This is a genomic window from Aquimarina aquimarini (genome assembly GCF_900299535.1).
Taxonomy (GTDB): Bacteria; Bacteroidota; Bacteroidia; order Flavobacteriales; family Flavobacteriaceae; genus Aquimarina; species Aquimarina aquimarini.
Genome location: NZ_OMKE01000052.1, coordinates 1 through 18361 on the forward strand (window position 1 = coordinate 1; position 18361 = coordinate 18361).

Sequence of the window (18361 nt, forward strand, 5' to 3'; positions counted from 1 at the left end):
ATAGTTGTGGGTTAATCAACAAATAGTTGAATACCGTGGCTTCAAATACGCTGAAACGATCTGGTACAATAGGGGCTGTTTTCATACTCTTTGGGGGTTGATTATTAATGATATGATTACTTTGTATTAATTAATAATTTTGGTTGAAAAGGAACTTTTCTTAGTTAGGAATCTTTATCATAGTCTATGAAAATATTAAATAGAAACTTGTCAATTTTTGAAATTCTATCATCATGAATTACACTATTATTTGATAAAAACTTTTGCATAGTACCTATAGGTACACCTATCTCTCTTTCCATTCCAAGAATATTTAAAATAGGTTTACATTTTATCAAAAAATTCTCCACTCTTTCTCTTCTTTCTTTTTTTATTGATTTTTTTTTGTTTCCCATAAAATCCAAAAATTATGTTAGTTATTTGATTAAAAATCAAGATTGTAATAAATGAGAGCTATGTGGGGTTTCTCTTCTAAATCTCTTGCTCTGATATCAATAAACTTAGATATCACAATTGATTATTATTTTTAGGTTTTTGTTTTGTATTAATTATCGTTTTCTTATTAAAACTTTATATTACTATTGATTTTGATAAGACATAAATATGTATATTTACCTAATCCTTACGCTAAAATACACATTAAATGTGTATTAAAAAAGAAAAAGAATGAAAAAATACACATTTATTGTGTTTTAATTAGATAAAAACTTAAAAAAACCACATTTTATTCGTGCTTGTTATCGATGGATAAAGAAGAATTTAAGACATTACGTAAAAAGTTAAAACTAACTCAATCTAAGTTAGCTAAACTGCTTGAAATCTCAACTAGAGCTGTACAAGAGTACGAATATGGAAATTTGACAATTTCATTAGCAATAGCAGAATTATTGAGAAAGAAGGTAGAAGATAGTTTACCAAATGATAATTTGTCAAAAATTGAAATGAATGTTTCTGGTATGGATAAAGTTTCATTGGAAGAAATAGCCAGATTTTGCATTAAACATAAGGAACATTTTATGCAAATCCCTGAAATTAAGATTTTAATAGATTATGAGAGAAAAGATGCTAAAGCAGAGTTAATGGAACAGCATATTATTTTAAGAAATAGTCAAAATGCTACAAAAAAATAATACGATTACCTTTTTAACAGTTTTTCTAACTCATCTTCTTCAAAAGTAATTCCTAATTCTTGTAATACAATAATTGAGTTAAGATTATTTATTCTTTCATTAACCTTTCTTCTATCTTCAAGTAACATTTTTATAGATTCATTTAGTTTAGAAACATTATTTAAAATTATCTGTTCCTCCCCAATATCAAATTCATTGTTATAGTTATTTAAAATGGTAGTAAAAAGGCCTACTGCTTCTGATACTTTTATTTGATCCTTTTGTAAAAGTAATTTTAGTCGTTTTATTTCTATATTAACAGGCATTTTCATCAATTGTTAATATTTATGGGTTGTTATCCAAAATTTTTGATTTCAACATATCTAAAACTTCTTTAGTGTCTTCTATAAATTCTTCATTTTTATTCTTCTCTATATAAAATAATGAGATAAGTTTCTTTAGTAATGCTACAATTCCGAGAATAATAACAACAAGACCAGAAGAAAATTTCATAGTTAAAAGAAAATCATCTGCATATTCAGGATTGAAAGTCCATATTATCTGTATTGCATAACAATATATAGGAACTAAATATGAAGATTTATAAGGTTTTAAATAAATTCCTGTAAGAATAATAAATATGGGTGTCACACCTTGCATGAACACCCAAATAAAATTATAAAAATTAGTAAATCCATAGTTCGATGTACTATTAATACCAAATAGAATAAATATTTTATCTAGATAAAGTAATACTCCAGAGAAAATATTGAAAATCGTACCCGTAACTCTTCCTTTAAAAGTTACTTTTTCATCAAATAATAGATTTATTATCGTCTTCGACCCCTTGTGTTCCAGGTCTGACGACTTCCCTGTCAACGCCTTTTGTTTCAGTTTTATTTGTTTCATCTTCTGGTATTTCACAACTTGTCAATAAAATAGACATGATGAAAATTAGAAAAAAAATACGGGAAAAAAATGCTTTTGTTTTCATAAAATAAATTTTAAGTTTTCATCTCATTTAAGTAAATAGACTTATTTGAGTCTAAATGATTGATTTACAGATTAAATATATTGATATATATTTAAAAAAAGGGTAGTGATTTTCTTGTTTTTTGAAAGTATTTTTGCATGATTTTTTAAAGAAATTCCCCGTTTTTACGGATAGATTTCTGCAAAATAAAACAGAAAAATGCAGATTTCATTAAACCAAGCGCCAACAACCATCTATATACCTGATAAACAATGAATTAATACCGTATTGTAATTATGGTTTTACAGTAAAAAGATTACAGTAAGCCGTAAAAAATAATATGAAGTTCTAAAAATAAAATAGCTATATACCTAAAAGCGAATTACTGGATTTATTCTAGTAAGATTCTTAGAAATCCCTCATATTTAGGCGCCCCAGCGCAGTTTTACCCCTCCCCAGCGGTAGTTTGTGGTGTCCCAGCGCAGTTTTACCCCTCCCCAGCGGTAGTTTGAGGTGTCCCAGCGTAGTTTTACCCCTCCCCAGCGGTAGTTTGTGGTGTCCCAGCGCAGTTTTACCCTTCCCCAGCGGTGGTTTGGGGTGTCCCAGCGCAGTTTTACCCTTCCCCAGTGGTAGTTTGAGGTGTCCCAGCGCAGTTTTACCCCTCCCCAGCGGTAGTTTGAGGTGTCCCTGTTGTGTAAAAGATAGCCCGTGTAATTTATATAAGACTCTCAGCGCAGTTTTACCTTTTCCTAGTGGTAGTTTGTGGTGTCCCAGCACACTTTTACCCCTCCCCAGCGGTAGTTTGTGGTGTTCCTAGTTGGGTAAAAGATAGTTCGCGTAACTTATATAAGACTCCCCGCGCAATTTTATCTTTTCCCAGCAGTGGTTTGGGGTGTCCCAGCGCAGTTTTACCCCTCCCCAGTGGTGGTTTGGGGTGTCCCTGTTGGGTAAAAGATAGTCCGCGCTACTATATAAGGCATCCCAGCTACTGGGGACTATATATTCTGTGCGCGGACTAGTGTTTGTATAGCGTTGCTATAAAAATGAGGGGGTGTTATCGGTTATACCTGCTGATATATCCTTGGTATCGCTCTGGGGGTTTTCTGAATAGGTGTTTGCCTGTATCACGTATCTCGTCTATGGCTTCTTTGAGATGGGTGGAGGTGCCAGTTTTTTAGATATAGATGTATTTGCATTATCTGCAAAAGGATAAAACACCTTTAAACCAAAAAGAACAAAAAAAACCGCCTAAAAATTACTTTTCAGACAGCCTCTTGTTTTCTTAAAACTTATAAAGTAACCACATACAATCCAAAAACGGCAACTATAAAGTAACAAGTGATTGTTAGGGCTCCTTGATAATCTTTGGCTACTCTTTGTCCAAAAAGTAACATTAATAAGGTGATACATCCTAAAAACATTGCTGTAATAGCATAAACTTTATGATTGGCCACAATGAGTTCATAGATACCAACAATACAACAAATAGCAGTAACTACTTCAATGACTAAAACAATTGCCAATAATAGTGGAATCATATCACGCATAAAAGTAGCAGAAAAATGCTCTTTTAGCCAACTGAGATTCCCTTTCCAATCGGTTAGTTTATCGATACCAGATTGTAAAAATGTGATAAGAAGAAATAGTAAAATTGTTATTGAAACGATATTACTTATAAAATGATCCATAGATGTTATTTGATTTATTGTATTAGTAAGATTTCTTATGGAGTAGGCGGGTAAGCTTTATAGAAAGATCAGTAAGAATGATTTTTGCATTACCGTTTCGTTCAATATGATAAGCAGCATCCTGAATTTCTTTACTGATATCCATAATATTTGCACCATGTATAAATGGTGCAAATTTTTCTAGCTTAAAACCGCTAGTATTTGGTTCTAAATAGACCAAATCTTTTGCTCCATAATTAAGTAGCATTGCTTGTCTGAAAAAGTCAAGGCAATATTTTAAAAATTTCTTTTGAGTTTCTCTTCCTGTTCCTGCAATAGATTCACTCCAAGCAATCAGATCATTTATAGCTGATTTATTTCCTTTAGCCTTAAAAGCAGTACGTACCCATTGTATAAACCAATCTTCAAATTGATTGTCACCTCCATCATTATGTAATAAATGCAACGCTTTGCTATAATCACCATTAGCTTGATGCGCTACTTTTAGTGCTTTGGTATCAGAAATGTCTTCTACTTTTAATAAAGCATCTTTGATTACCTGTTCTCCCAAAGGAGGAAAATGTAATACTTGACATCTGGATCGTATAGTTTGTATAAGTTGTTCTTCATCCTCAGTAATAAGAATGAATATAGTTTTTGAAGGAGGCTCTTCTATTAGCTTAAGAAGCTTATTAGAAGCAGCGATATTCATTTTATCCGCCATCCAAATTAGCATCACTTTATATCCACCCTCATAACTTTTTAGCGAAAGCTTTTTTACAATTTCTAATGCTTCATCAACTCCAATTTGCCCCTGTTTATTTTCTATACCTAGAGAGAGATACCAGTCAAAAATACTTCCGTAAGGACTTTTAGCTACAAAACTTCTCCATTCCTCAGCAAATTGATCAGATGTAGGATGTTTTTTTACTTTATCATTTGTAGCAACAGGATATACAAAATGTAAATCTGGATGAGCCAGATGATCAAATTTTAGATTGCATGCATGGTTACCTCCAGTGTTTTCTTGATTTTGATTTTGACATAAAATATATTGCGCATAAGCAATAGCCATAGGTAGGGTTCCACTACCATTTGCACCTACAAAAAGTTGTGCATGAGGTATTCTTTGGCGGTTAGCACTCGTTGTTAAATAACTTTTGATATGTTTTAACCCTAAAATTTCTGAGAATAGCATAGGCAAATATAAAAAGAAGTTCGATCCATCAGGTGTATAATACTATTTCTTACCCGAATTTATTCAGTAAAATATTGATGTAGTAACATAAAAAACAATCATCGGCTGTGGTTATAATTGTTTTTTCTTTGTACAAATTCAAACAAGCAACTTCAATATGTTTTTTTTATTGAAAAAGGATTTTTTATAAAAATTTGATAAAAGTGATGATTTATAGCTTTTTTAGTATAATTTTTTCAATAGATTTTGATGTTTTTAACTAAATAGAATTATTTTCGTTTGCGAAAAACCAATTCTCGGAGATGAAGACAATAAATGATTTTAATTTTGAAAATAAAAAGGCATTAATTCGTGTAGATTTTAATGTACCCTTAAATGAAAACTTTGAAGTAACTGATGCTACTAGAATTCAGGCAGCAAAACCTACAATAATCAAAGTTCTAGAAGATGGGGGGAGTGCTGTTCTTATGTCTCACTTAGGTAGACCCCAAGGAGTACAAGACGAGTTTTCTCTTAAGCATATTGCAGATGATATTTCTGATATACTTGGTGTACAGGTAAAATACGTAGCTGATTGTGTTGGTCAAGAAGCAGAAGATGCGGTAGCAGCATTAAGCCCAGGAGAAGTTTTATTGTTAGAAAACTTACGATTTCATACTAGTGAAACAAAAGGAGATGTGACTTTTGCAGAGCAACTATCAAAATTAGGAGACATCTATGTTAATGATGCTTTTGGGACAGCGCATAGAGCACATGCTTCAACAACTATTGTAGCACAGTTTTTTGCTGATAATAAATGTTTTGGTAGCCTACTAGCAAAAGAAATAGAAAGTATTGATAAAGTATTGAGTAGCGGAGAAAAACCAGTAACTGCTGTTTTAGGGGGATCAAAAGTATCTTCAAAAATTACTATTATCGAAAATATTCTTGATAAAGTAGATCATTTAATCATTGGTGGGGGTATGACATATACCTTTGTTAAAGCTCAGGGAGGACAAATAGGAGATTCTATTTGCGAAGATGATAAGCAAGAATTGGCGCTAGAAATTTTAAAGAAAGCTGAAGAAAAAGGAGTACAAATTCATCTACCAGTAGATGTATTGGGTGCTGATGCATTTGATAATGATGCAAATACCAAAGTTGTAGCTGTAAATGCAATTCCTGAAGGTTGGCAAGGGCTTGATGCTGGACCAGAAACAATAAAAAACTTTCATGAAGTAATTTTAAACTCAAAAACCATTTTATGGAATGGCCCTTTAGGAGTTTTTGAAATGGAGAATTTTGCAAAAGGAACAATAGCACTGGGTAATTCTATTGTTGAAGCTACAGAAAAAGGAGCATTCTCTCTTGTAGGAGGAGGAGATTCTGTTGCGGCTGTAAAACAATTTGGCTTTGGCTCAAAAGTAAGTTATGTATCTACAGGAGGAGGAGCAATGTTAGAAAGTCTAGAAGGTAAAACACTGCCAGGAATAGCGGCAATAGAAAAATAACAACAATATTTGTAAGAAAATACGCTTTTTTCAAGTGAAAAACACAAAAAACTACCATTTTGGCTGGTTTTTTGTGTTTTTAACGTTTTGATTGCTTGTGGTTTAGAAAAAAAAGTGCGATTTTCGCTCATGTATTGTTGATAACATGTTAAAAACAATATCTTACAACCTCAAATTTTTCTTAACCAAAAAAAGCAAATGCATTTATAAGATGAGTAACTATTGCACATTATTTTTTTCTTTTTTATTAGTTTCAGTTTCTTTAATAGGTCAAGAAACATCACCTCAGAATACTGATAAAGGTTTACCAAAAGACAATTCAGATGTAGAAAAAGAGTCCGTTGAAGCAGTCAAGGATGGGGCAGAAATAAAAACGATAACAGTAGCGTCTACTAGCACAAAAGATAGTGTGAGATATGTAGCAACGGATCATCATAAAATGTCAGAATTAGATTCTTTATGGAAACAAGAATTGTATAATTCTAGTCTTTTTGATACAATTTACAAATCAGTAAGAGAACTAGAGTATGAACCAGTAGTATATAAAGAGCTTCCTACTGATACCTTGAAAGCAAGGTTGGTAAGATTAAATGCTCGTACTCCTTTTAATGTAGAATACAACCCTTCTCTAGAAAGTGTAATTAAACGATATCTCAAAAATAGACGTAAGCATTTGCAGAGATTAATGGCATTGAGTGAGTTTTATTTTCCATTGTTTGAACAAGAATTAGATAAGCAGAATATCCCATTAGAGATAAAATATCTTGCGATTGTTGAATCTGCATTAAAACCTAGAGCAAAATCAAGAGTTGGAGCAACAGGTTTATGGCAATTTATGTTTGGTACAGGTAAAATGTTTGGTCTTGAAGTAAGTTCGTATGTTGATGAACGTATGGATCCGATAATGGCTACCAAAGCAGCATGTAAATATTTGGCAAATTTATATAAGGTATTTGGTGATTGGGATTTGGCATTGGCTTCTTATAACTCAGGGCCAGGTAATGTGACCAAAGCTATTCGTCGTAGTGGTGGACGTACAAATTACTGGAATATCAGGCATAATCTTCCAAGAGAAACAGCAGGATATCTTCCCGCTTTTTTGGCTACAATGTATATTTTTGAATATGCAGAAGAACATGGTTTTAAACCAAAAAGACCTGAGTTTGCTTATTTTGAAACAGATACTATTCGAGTAAAACAAATGATTAGTTTGGATCAGGTATCAGAATATATGAATATAGACATAGAAGAGTTACAATTTCTAAATCCTTCATATAAACTTGATATAATTCCATATATAAAAGATGAAGATTATGTATTGCGATTACCATTGGATAAGATAGGGCCTTTTGTAGCCAATGAAAATCAAATTTATACACTGGCAAAAACAGAGTTGGATAAGCGAGAAAAACCATTACCTAAGTTTTTTGAAGCAAATGATAGAACTAGATATAGAGTTCGTAGTGGAGATTATTTAGGAAAAATCGCTAGAAAGTATGGAGTAAGAGTTAGCCAGATCAAAAGATGGAATGGTTTACGTAGTAATAATCTTAGAATAGGACAACGTCTTACTATTTATCCCCGAAAGCCAGTAGTAGATAAGCCTAGAAAATCTAATAAAGTAATATCCAGAGTAGTAAGTAATAGTTCTGCAGTATATACAGTTAAATCTGGAGATACATTATGGAGCATTTCTCAAAAATTTAAAGGGGTATCTGTAGAAAATCTTAAAAAATGGAACGATATTAGTGGTAGTGGTATAAAACCTGGTATGAGATTAAGGCTTTCTAAATCATAACCACAAACATCTTTATCTTATGAAAAAGTTATTTCTTGCAATTATTTGTCTATTCTGTGTCATGAGTTGTACAGAGGCAAAAAAAGAAAAAAAACAAAAGATCGAAGGATCAATGGCACATTCTACAGGAAGAATCAATGAACTTGCTGTAATAGTAGATAATGACTTGTGGAAAAATAAAGTAGGGGATACAATAAGAAAATATTTTGGAGCAGAGGTTCCAGGATTACCCCAAGAAGAACCTTTGTTTTCTATGAGGCAAATGCCCATACAGGCTTTTACGGGGTTGACAAAGAAAAGACGTATATTCCTTTTGATACGAAAGGAAGAAGGTAAAACAGCAAAATATACTTTGATCAATAATAAATTTGCCAACCCTCAAGTTGGTGCTGTTATATCAGGAGCTACAGATGAAGAAATATTTGATTTGATTCAGAAACATCATGAAACGATCATTTCAAAATATAAAAGCGTTGAAACCAGTGAGAAGCAATTACTACTCAAAAAATCTGTAGAAAGAATTCCTCAACTTAAAGAGAAACTAGGAGTTACAATGACAATACCCTCTGCTTACCGTATTGCAATTGAAGAAGATAATTTTTTCTGGATACGTAAAACCGTCGAACATGGTAGTATGAATCTTATGATTTATGAATTACCACTAGGTACTGTAACCAAAGATTCTAATACAGTTGCAAGTATTGTAAAGATGAGAGATTCTATTGGAATGGCAAAAATCCCTACATCAGAAGTAGGTAATTTTATTACAGAAGAAGCATATGCTCCTTATCTTTATGAAACCAATCTAGATGGTAGATTTGCGTTTGAAACTAAAGGTACTTGGGAAATCAAGGATCGTTTTATGGCGGGACCATTTGTTAATTATGCTATAGAAGATAATGCCAATAACAGACTGCTCGTATTAGAAGGTTTTGTGTTTGCCCCTTCTGTAAACAAGAGAGATAATATGTTTGAGCTTGAAGCAATTATGAAAACAGTAAAGTTTGAGTGATGTTTTTTAATTATAGACTTCGTGTTTTAGTGCCTTAAATAACTACATCTTCATAAGGATTTCTGCTGCTATTACAGCTTCTTTTTGAAACTTATCTTTATTATCTATAATATCTTGTAACTCGCTTTGTGATTTATTCTCAAACTTTGTCAATAATATTGCAACTCGCTCATCGGGGTGTTTGGGTCCTCGCTCTCTTTCTTTTATAATTTCTAGCTCAGAATCAAACTTGGTTTCAGAATTAGGAATAGACTTTGGTATTAATGGTAAATACTTTCCTTTTCTTACGATTAGGTTCTCAGGAAATATCGTACCAATCTCATCACATACAATACAGGATAGAATAATTTTTTGTTTTTGTTTTGTATAAATCGATGTGTAGTGATATTCACCAAAGAAAAGCCAATCTACCCTTTTTTCATATGCTGTAATAGCCAAACATAATTCTATCAGAGTAATATCTTCTTTTTTAAAAGTAATATTCTCAGATAATTTACTATAGACAAACATACCTTGTCCTCTATCATATTTAAAAACTACACCTTTACTATACTTATAATGATTATAATACAATATAAAAACGGGAAGAGCATAAATAAATGAGTACCATAAAAGAGTAACTAAAGAAACTTCCACTATTAATTCAAGATCTTCAATATTTTCATAATAAGACATGCCCACTAAAGCCACTACACATATTGATAACGATAGAAATAGTATTTTATAAAAATATTTCTTTTTTGATGAGGGCGTTATTTTATATTCGTTTACCATATCTTATTTAGGCATAAATGTTGATGCTGATCTCCAAATTGATTTCCAGAATTCTACTTGATACCACGCTGCATTTTTTGATGGATGAATCCTATATCTTGAATGTTCTGTTGCTTCCTGACGTTGCATAAAAGATATTTCATTTGCTTCATAAAATAAGTCTCCTACATAAACAATACCGCCTACTGTTATCCCTACAGGACCACCTAATGAATAAGTAGCTCCCATAGTCAGTCCTGTGCCTATTGTTTTATAAGCATAATGTCCCCCTGATAACTCTCCATCTCTAAATTTTATAGTGTTAGAACGAAGATTTATAGCGTTGACTATTCCTCCTCCAACTTTTAATATTCCTCCAACCATTTTTAATGCTTTAAAAGGAACTTTGACCCTAGCTACCCATTCACCAATTGTTTTTCCATACTCATCATATACAGGAATAGTAGTTATTACTGTTGCCTCTTTAAGAATAGAAACCACATTCTTACTAGCACTTATCGATAAGTTTACCAAACGTAAATCTACTTCATTACTTAGATCATCAAAAACCTTTTCTATATCTGTCCAATATTCTGTAACACCGTCCCAAAATGTTAATTTCAATAATTTCTCTCCTGTATCACTAAGAACCTTTGATAACTTAATATTTGGCACATGATCATCAATGTATGCATTGATATAATCCAAAATAGCTTCCACATTACAAAACACTCCACAATAAGCAGTTCGTATAGTAAGGACCATTTTTGTTTTTTCTACACTAAGAATAGCTTCTAGTTTTGTAGCTATCTCATCTAGGGCTTCGTTACGTATGGCATCATCAAAAGCTTCTTTTACAATACCTTGAATCTGATCATCTAGATATTGATTGACCAGTCCTAGTTTTAATCTTATATCAATATCCATCGCTTATCCTCTAGTTGGCCAGTTATTGGCATGTTTGGCAGTTCCTACCTCTATTTCTTTTGCACTGATTACTACCTGCATCAGCATGGTTTTGTTATTTCTACTGTGGTAGTTCTGTACATAATCCAGACAATATGCCTCATTGAATGCAATGGTTTGCATGATAGACATAGCATCGTTATTAAAAAATTGTATTTTCCCACTTTTGACCATTGTGGGTGATACCGCCCACTCTGCAAAGGCATTGGCTTCTTTATGATACGCAATAGTAATGGTAAATTTTCCTGCCACAGGTCTAGTAGATGGTTTGCCGCTATAGTCACTGTTTTGACTAATTGCTACTGTACAGTCTTCTAATGTAAAGGTTGTGCCCTCTAATTCTAATTTTCCTAAAAATGACATATGTAATAAGATTTTAAAAAATTATATATAAATGTATGGAGTGCTTATAAAAGGCAGGGTAGGAAACGTTTAACACACCAGGTATACGAAGTTGTTATAGCCAATATGCTTGATACAACTTCTATTACTATCAAAAATAGGGTATTTATGGTATAAAAAAAATAATTATTCACTTAATTTATGCCACATTTATATTTTTTTGTAGATAATCTAATTATGAAATATCAAAATATGTCAAAGAGTAAAGACTCTTTGTAGTAAAAAGAATATAAATTGTAGAAAACTTTCTATTGGTCATAAAATAAACCTTCTTTTTTGGCATTATATTTAGCGATTATTAAAATTGATTCTATGAGTATTGTTTCTTTTATTGCTAAGCAAGTTCCTATTTCAGAAAAACAAATTACCAAAACGATTTCATTATTAGATGATGGGGCAACCATTCCATTTATTTCTAGATATCGTAAAGAAATGACAGGTGATCTTGATGAGGTTGCTATTGGTGAAATAGTAAAATACAAAACTGCTTATGAGGCGCTTCAAAAAAGAAAAGAAAGTGTACTTGCTGCCATTAAGGAGCAAGACGCATTAACACCCGAATTAGAGAAAAGGATTCTATCTGCAGATACTCTTATGCAAGTAGAAGATTTGTATTTGCCGTATAAGAAAAAAAGAAAAACCAAAGCGGTTGCTGCCAAAGAACAAGGATTAGAACCTTTGGCAAAGATTATCATGCAGCAGAAAGAAGAAGAAGTTCTTTTTATTGCTTCACAATATTTAAATGATGTTATTACTACAGAAGAATTGGCATTACAGGGTGCAAGAGATATTATTGCAGAATGGATTAATGAAGATGAAAAAATTAGAAATAGATTACGAAGACTGTTTCAGCGCAAAGCTATAATAGTTTCAACAGTAATTAAAAGTAAAAAAGAAGAAGAAGAGGCACAAAAATATCAGCAATATTTTGAATGGGAAGAACCTTTGCATAAATGTCCTTCACACAGGTTACTCGCAATTTTGAGAGCTGAAAACGAAAAAATAGTAAGAGTAAAAATTAGTGTTCCAGAAAATGATGCATTAGACATTATTGATGATGTGATGATCAAAACAAATGTAGAGGCATGTACAGATCATATGTTTTTGGCTATATCTGACGCATATAAACGATTACTAACTCCAGCTATTTCTACAGAAGTACTCAATCAGTCTAAAGAAAAAGCAGATGATAATGCCATTCACGTTTTTGCCCAAAATTTAAAACAATTACTACTAGCTTCTCCTTTGGGGCAAAAAAGGATATTAGCATTAGATCCAGGTTTTAAATCAGGCTGTAAAGTGGTTTGTTTAGATAATCAGGGAGATTTATTACATAATGAAAACATATATCCACATCCTCCACAACGAGAAACTACTGCTGGAATAAAAAAAATAAAATCTCTTGTCAATGCCTACAAGATTGAAGCGATTGCTATTGGTAATGGAACTGCAGCCAGAGAAACAGAAGCTTTTATAAAAAAAATACCTTTTGATACCTCTATTCAAGTATTTATGGTGAACGAGAGTGGAGCCTCGGTATACTCTGCATCAAAAATTGCAAGAGCTGAGTTTCCTAACTATGATGTTACTGTAAGAGGCGCAGTGTCTATAGGAAGAAGATTGGCAGACCCATTGGCAGAACTTGTAAAAATTGATCCAAAAGCTATAGGAGTAGGACAGTATCAACATGATGTAGACCAAACAAGGCTCAAAAATGAATTAGATACGGTGGTGATGAGTTGTGTAAATAGTGTGGGGATAAATGTAAATACAGCAAGTATTCCGTTATTAAGTTATGTTTCTGGTATAGGAGGAAAACTTGCAGAGAATATTGTAACATATCGATCAGAAAATGGAGCTTTACAATCGCGTGAAGAACTTAAAAAAGTACCACGATTAGGAGGAAAAGCATATGAGCAGGCAGCAGCATTTTTACGTATTACAAGTCCTAAAAACCCACTTGATAATTCTGCAGTACATCCAGAAAGATATAAGTTAGTTTCAAAAATGGCAAAAGATGCAGGAGTACCAATAAGTGAATTGATAGGTAATAAAGAAGCTATCAAAAAAATAAAATTACAAAGCTATATTACTGATGAGGTTGGGCTACCCACATTAACCGATATCGTAAAAGAACTAGAAAAACCTGGAGTAGATCCTAGAAAAAAAGTTACTGTTTTTGAGTTTGATCCTAATGTAAAGACAATAGCAGATGTCAAAGCAGGAATGAAATTACCAGGGATTGTTAATAATATTACGAATTTTGGATGTTTTGTAGATATTGGAATTAAAGAAAGTGGTTTAATACATATTTCAAAACTTGCAAATGAATACATAAGTGATGTAAATGCAGTAGTACAGCTACATCAACATCTTATGGTTACAGTTATTGAGGTTGATATTAATAGAAAAAGAATTCAACTATCTCTAATTGATTAGTTACTAAACAAAAAAGAACCCCCAACTCATATGAATTGGGGGTTCTTATATTAAATTAACACTTTGTTATTTTTTTTCATCAATTTTAGGGTCTTCCTCTTCTTTAGAAGCATCCTTAAATTCTTTTATTCCACTACCAAGTCCCCGCATTAATTCTGGGATTTTCTTTCCGCCAAATAAAAGTAATACAATAGCTACAATTAAGGCTATTTGCCATGGGCCTATTATTCCTAAAAATATACTAGATAACATCATGATCTTAACAATTAGACTACAAAGGTAGCAAGAAATGCTGAAATATACTTTTTATGCTGTTAAAAAACGCTTTTAGTATATCTAATAAAGACGATTTATAGATAAGAAACGTTATACGTACTGATATTGGTAGATTACGTATATTTGCGTTTATTAATACCAATTTTGATAACTTTCTTTATCATATTAGGTGTAATCTATGACAAAAAAGAACAAAGAACAAAAGAAGATTACTAGAAAGCTACTGAATAAGTATCGCTTGGTTATTCTTAATGAAGATACTTTTGAAGAGCGTATTTCGTTTAAGTTAAATAGGCTTAATGTTTTTGTAATGGTTACTATAACCTCAATCGTTTTGGTAGCAGGAACTACTTTTTTAATTGCCTTTACACCTTTACGAGAATACATACCAGGGTATTCTTCTACTTCATTAAATTTAAGAGCTACTAGATTAGCCGTTACCACAGATTCTTTAGAGTCAGTAATTGCTGTTAATCATGAGTATTATAAGTCAATAAGAAAAGTATTGACGGGTGATGTAAAAAAGGTAGAGTTTGATATTGATTCAGCAATACAATCACAAAAATTAAATCCAGAAGAAGTTGATTTAAAACCTTCTGAACAGGATATTAAACTTCGTGAAGAAGTATCTAAAGAAGATAAATACAGCTTGTTTGAAAGTGAGAAGTCAAACACTGATTTTTCGTTATTTCCACCAGTAAAAGGTAATATTACATCTATATATGATGTAAATGAAAAACATTATGGTGTAGATATTGCTGTTCTTAAAGATACTCCAGTAAAAGCAGCATCTTCTGGTACAGTAATTTTTTCTGAATGGACTGCAGAAACAGGTCATGTGATTATTTTAAAACATAGTAATAATTTACTTACAGTATATAAACATAATGCCTCTTTGACCAAACAACAAGGAGAACAGGTTAAGGCTGGAGAAGTAATTGCAACTGCTGGTTCTACGGGAGAGTTATCTACAGGGCCACATTTACATTTTGAGTTATGGAGAGATGGATATCCTACAGATCCATCTAATTTTATTGATTTTGAACAATAATTATTTATGTCCTTAAAAACATTAGGAGCTAAAGTTTTTGCAAAACGTATTAGAAAGAAAATTAATAAGTGGGCTTCAAATCCTGTAAAAACTCAGCAAAGAGTATTTACAAATTTAATAACCACAGCCCAAAACACTGATTTTGGTAAAGATCATGGTTTTCAAAATATTAAAACACATGCTGATTTTGTAGAAAATGTACCTATACGAGATTATGAAAAGCTAAAAACATACGTAGATCGTGTTGTAGAAGGTGAGAAAAATATACTTTGGCCAGGAAAACCTTTATACTTTGCAAAAACTTCGGGAACTACCAGTGGTGTAAAATATATCCCTTTGACCAAAGAGTCTATGCCTACTCATATCAGAGCAGCGCGAAATGCAATTTTATGCTATATTGAAGAAACAGGAAAAACAGACTTCGTAAATGGTAAAATGATATTTCTTCAGGGAAGCCCAGAAATGAGCAAAAAAAACGGTGTAATGCTAGGTAGACTTTCAGGTATTGTAGCACATTATGTACCCAAGTATCTTCAAAAAAATAGAATGCCTAGTTGGGAAACAAACTGTATTGAAGATTGGGAACAAAAAGTAGATGCAATTGTAGAAGAGACAGTAGATCAAGATATGACTATTATTAGTGGAATTCCCCCTTGGGTACAGATGTATTTTGAAAAATTACAGCAAAAAACAAACAAAAAAATAGGAGAGCTTTTTAAAGGATTTGAATTATTTATATATGGTGGAGTAAATTTTGAACCCTACAAAGCTACTTTTGAAAAACTAATAGGAAGAAAAGTACCAGGTATTGAACTATATCCAGCTTCTGAAGGTTTTTTTGCATTTCAGGATAATCAAACCGAAAAAGGAATGTTATTACAACTTGATTCAGGAATGTTTTATGAGTTTGTAAAAGCAGAGGAGTTTTTTGAAGAAAACCCTAAAAGGTTAACTATAGGAGAAGTAGAGATAGGGGTGAACTATGTGATGCTTATTTCTACAAATGCAGGATTATGGGCTTACAATGTAGGAGACACAGTACAATTTACAAATACGTCACCATATCGACTTATCGTTTCAGGTAGGATTAAACATTTTATTTCGGCATTTGGAGAACATGTTATAGGCAAAGAAGTTGACCAAGCGCTCAAAGAAGGTGTAGCGGTTACAGGTGGAGCTACAATCAATGATTTTACAGTAGCACCACAAGTTACACCAGACAATAATGATTTACCTTATCATGAATGGTTTATAGAATTTAGCGAAATACCTGAGAATATAGATTCGTTGGCATTGGAAATCGAAAAATCCTTACGAAAACAGAACTCATATTATAATGATTTGATAGAGGGAAAAATTTTGAGAAGTTTAAAAATAACAACAGTTCCAAAAGATGGATTTAAAAACTATATGAAATCCATTGGTAAACTAGGGGGACAAAATAAGTTACCAAGACTCTCTAATGATAGAAATATAGCAAACACACTTACGGCAATGATTAACAAATAAGTTATATTTGTTAGGAAAAATTTATGGCAAATCTAAAATTACAAGGAAGGACAAGAGCTCAAGAGAGCTCCAGTGCGATTGAACGTATGTATATTACCATGCGCCACCTTTTCAATAGAGGTTTCTATAAACCTATGGGGGTTTCAGGAGATACGCTAAGAGAAGCACTATTAACGCTTCGACCAGAGATTTATGGTTCTGTTGCCGAAGAAAAAGTAGAGCTTAATGGTTTACTATACGTAATAGATCGTTTGCCTTTTGGTATTGAAGAATGTCGTTATATCAATTTGACAAGTGATGAAGGATATAAAAATTCTCATTTCAAGGTTATAGTACCACCTAAAAGACGTAGAAATTGTTATCGTATAGATGAGGAGCAAATGAACATCGAAGTCACTAGAGGGCGTTCAGAAATTTACGATATTCTTACTCATCTTACATTTCTATTTATAGAATCTCATAAGATCATGAATAGAGTGGTGATAAATGAACAAGGTAACCTTACCAGAGATTGGCATAAATTAGAAAAAGCGGTTACTTCAAAAAAAGATCTCACCAAAGCTGAACGAGAAGTAGCATTGACTCATACAGCCAATATTTTAGGAAGAACCTTTGAAGAAGTAACCTCTGTATATGATAGTTTTTCTTGTGCAGAAAACAAAGAACGTTTTCTGGATATTATATATTGGTTAGGTAAATTGGCAATAGAGGAATCTATTGATGATAATAAACGAATTGTTACCTTTAGTCCAGTATTAAGAGAACGATTAGGACATCATATTCATGGTGAGATATGGGCAAATACGATCAAAAGAAAACTAGAAGAATTAAACTTACTCGATCGGCCTATTCATATCATTAGCGCCAATATGCATAGTGTTATGAATACACTATACACACCTATTGCTTTAAAAACAGAGTTGAAAAATAAGAATGTTTTTGATATTTATGAATTACTTAGTGATAGTAAGAATGATAAATTAAGAGCAAAAATCCGAAAATTAGCCTTGCAAAAAGGAATGACCTATATAGAGGATCAGAGTGGGGCTAATATTAACGTTCAAATATTTGATACTGCTCAATATGAAGATTGCGAGTACAAAGACCTTATCAAAGATGTTGAGGACAATGATAAACCAGTAATAATCGTAATGGATTATGCGTTTGGAGAGCAAGCGTATGAAACGATGGATGAGTTATTAAAACCTTACATTACTCTTAAAGAAACCAAAACACATATAGATGTCAAGTCTATATCTATTATGGGCAAAGCTGGTATTCTTGAAGGGGGGAAAGGAGATATTATGATCCCTTCTGCACATGTTTTTGAAGGAACGGCAGATAATTACCCGTTTAAAAATGAACTTAAGAAAAAAGAACTAGAAGGTCATGGTATTGATATTTATGATGGAGCTATGATTACTGTTTTGGGTACATCTTTACAAAATAGAGATATTTTGAAGTTTTTTCATGATTCTACGTGGAATATAATTGGTTTAGAAATGGAAGGGGCACATTACCAGAAAGCCATTCAATCTGCTTCAAAACTACGTGGTAGTATAAGTGAAAAAGTAAAAGTGAGATATGCATATTATGCCTCTGATAACCCTTTGGAAACAGGGAGTACACTAGCTTCAGGTGGGTTAGGAACAACAGGAGTAAAACCAACATACCTAATCACAGAAAAAATAATAGAACAAATATTTAAAGAAAGATAA

At 32.3% G+C, this 18361-nt stretch carries 17 protein-coding genes; 8 read left to right on the forward strand and 9 right to left on the reverse strand.

Annotation, left to right across the window (positions count from 1 at the left end; genetic code table 11):
• Positions 1 to 164: 164 nt before the first annotated feature.
• Positions 165 to 395, reverse strand: coding sequence for a hypothetical protein (locus DG508_RS18395; protein WP_108869551.1), 231 nt, complete (start codon positions 393 to 395; stop codon positions 165 to 167).
• 348 nt (positions 396 to 743) lie between these two features.
• Here DG508_RS18395 and DG508_RS18400 point away from each other — a divergent pair, with 348 nt between their 5' ends.
• Entirely contained in the window at positions 744 to 1130 is a 387-nt protein-coding gene (locus tag DG508_RS18400; protein WP_108869552.1) for a helix-turn-helix domain-containing protein, read from the forward strand.
• Between the two features lie 5 nt (positions 1131 to 1135).
• Here the strand turns inward: DG508_RS18400 and DG508_RS18405 are convergent, their stop codons facing one another.
• The 4 genes from DG508_RS18405 to DG508_RS18425 form a co-directional block, all read right to left on the reverse strand.
• Positions 1136 to 1435: a hypothetical protein gene (locus DG508_RS18405; RefSeq protein ID WP_159090921.1), complete on the reverse strand. Its 300-nt coding sequence runs from the start codon at positions 1433 to 1435 to the stop codon at positions 1136 to 1138.
• Between the two features lie 19 nt (positions 1436 to 1454).
• Positions 1455 to 2018, reverse strand: a complete 564-nt coding sequence (locus DG508_RS18410) for a hypothetical protein (RefSeq protein WP_108869554.1) — start codon at positions 2016 to 2018, stop codon at positions 1455 to 1457.
• Between the two features lie 1353 nt (positions 2019 to 3371).
• On the reverse strand, positions 3372 to 3770 hold the full coding sequence (locus DG508_RS18420; RefSeq protein ID WP_199912813.1) for a DoxX family protein: 399 nt from the start codon (positions 3768 to 3770) through the stop codon (positions 3372 to 3374).
• Between the two features lie 22 nt (positions 3771 to 3792).
• On the reverse strand, positions 3793 to 4947 hold the full coding sequence (locus tag DG508_RS18425) for a DNA polymerase III subunit (RefSeq protein ID WP_108869556.1): 1155 nt from the start codon (positions 4945 to 4947) through the stop codon (positions 3793 to 3795).
• Positions 4948 to 5249: 302 nt separating this feature from the next.
• Between DG508_RS18425 and DG508_RS18430 the strand changes: the two genes are divergently transcribed.
• The 3 genes from DG508_RS18430 (at position 5250) to DG508_RS18440 (ending at position 9247) form a co-directional block, all read left to right on the forward strand.
• A complete protein-coding gene (locus DG508_RS18430) occupies positions 5250 to 6437 on the forward strand; it encodes a phosphoglycerate kinase (RefSeq protein WP_108869557.1) in 1188 nt (395 codons plus the stop codon).
• A 211-nt stretch (positions 6438 to 6648) separates the two neighbouring features.
• Positions 6649 to 8235 (forward strand): LysM peptidoglycan-binding domain-containing protein, encoded by a 1587-nt coding sequence (locus DG508_RS18435; RefSeq protein ID WP_108869558.1) that lies wholly within the window; start codon positions 6649 to 6651, stop codon positions 8233 to 8235.
• A gap of 19 nt (positions 8236 to 8254) precedes the next feature.
• Positions 8255 to 9247, forward strand: a complete 993-nt coding sequence (locus DG508_RS18440) for a DUF4837 family protein (protein ID WP_108869559.1) — start codon at positions 8255 to 8257, stop codon at positions 9245 to 9247.
• Positions 9248 to 9289: 42 nt separating this feature from the next.
• On the opposite strand, the gene DG508_RS18445 is transcribed toward DG508_RS18440, so the two are convergent.
• From DG508_RS18445 to tssD, 3 genes are read right to left on the reverse strand one after another with little or no spacing between them, the layout of a single operon-like run.
• A complete protein-coding gene (locus DG508_RS18445; RefSeq protein ID WP_159090922.1) occupies positions 9290 to 10021 on the reverse strand; it encodes a hypothetical protein in 732 nt (243 codons plus the stop codon).
• Between the two features lie 3 nt (positions 10022 to 10024).
• Positions 10025 to 10927 carry a hypothetical protein gene (locus tag DG508_RS18450; protein ID WP_108869561.1) on the reverse strand — a complete coding sequence of 301 codons (903 nt, stop codon included), beginning with the start codon at positions 10925 to 10927 and terminating at the stop codon, positions 10025 to 10027.
• 3 nt (positions 10928 to 10930) lie between these two features.
• Complete coding sequence (gene tssD / locus DG508_RS18455; protein ID WP_108869562.1) at positions 10931 to 11329, reverse strand: type VI secretion system tube protein TssD; 399 nt, start codon at positions 11327 to 11329, stop codon at positions 10931 to 10933.
• 351 nt (positions 11330 to 11680) lie between these two features.
• On the opposite strand from tssD, the gene DG508_RS18460 reads away from it, so the two are divergent.
• Positions 11681 to 13807, forward strand: a complete 2127-nt coding sequence (locus tag DG508_RS18460) for a Tex family protein (protein ID WP_108869563.1) — start codon at positions 11681 to 11683, stop codon at positions 13805 to 13807.
• Positions 13808 to 13873: 66 nt separating this feature from the next.
• Here the strand turns inward: DG508_RS18460 and DG508_RS18465 are convergent, their stop codons facing one another.
• Positions 13874 to 14062 (reverse strand): twin-arginine translocase TatA/TatE family subunit, encoded by a 189-nt coding sequence (locus DG508_RS18465; RefSeq protein ID WP_108869564.1) that lies wholly within the window; start codon positions 14060 to 14062, stop codon positions 13874 to 13876.
• Positions 14063 to 14261: 199 nt separating this feature from the next.
• Here DG508_RS18465 and DG508_RS18470 point away from each other — a divergent pair, with 199 nt between their 5' ends.
• Genes DG508_RS18470 through DG508_RS18480 form a run of 3 tightly spaced genes read left to right on the forward strand, consistent with a single transcriptional unit; the run spans position 14262 to position 18361 of the window.
• Positions 14262 to 15134, forward strand: coding sequence for a M23 family metallopeptidase (locus DG508_RS18470; protein ID WP_108869565.1), 873 nt, complete (start codon positions 14262 to 14264; stop codon positions 15132 to 15134).
• A 6-nt stretch (positions 15135 to 15140) separates the two neighbouring features.
• Positions 15141 to 16643 (forward strand): GH3 auxin-responsive promoter family protein, encoded by a 1503-nt coding sequence (locus DG508_RS18475; RefSeq protein WP_108869566.1) that lies wholly within the window; start codon positions 15141 to 15143, stop codon positions 16641 to 16643.
• Between the two features lie 23 nt (positions 16644 to 16666).
• A complete protein-coding gene (locus tag DG508_RS18480) occupies positions 16667 to 18361 on the forward strand; it encodes a DUF6909 family protein (protein WP_108869567.1) in 1695 nt (564 codons plus the stop codon).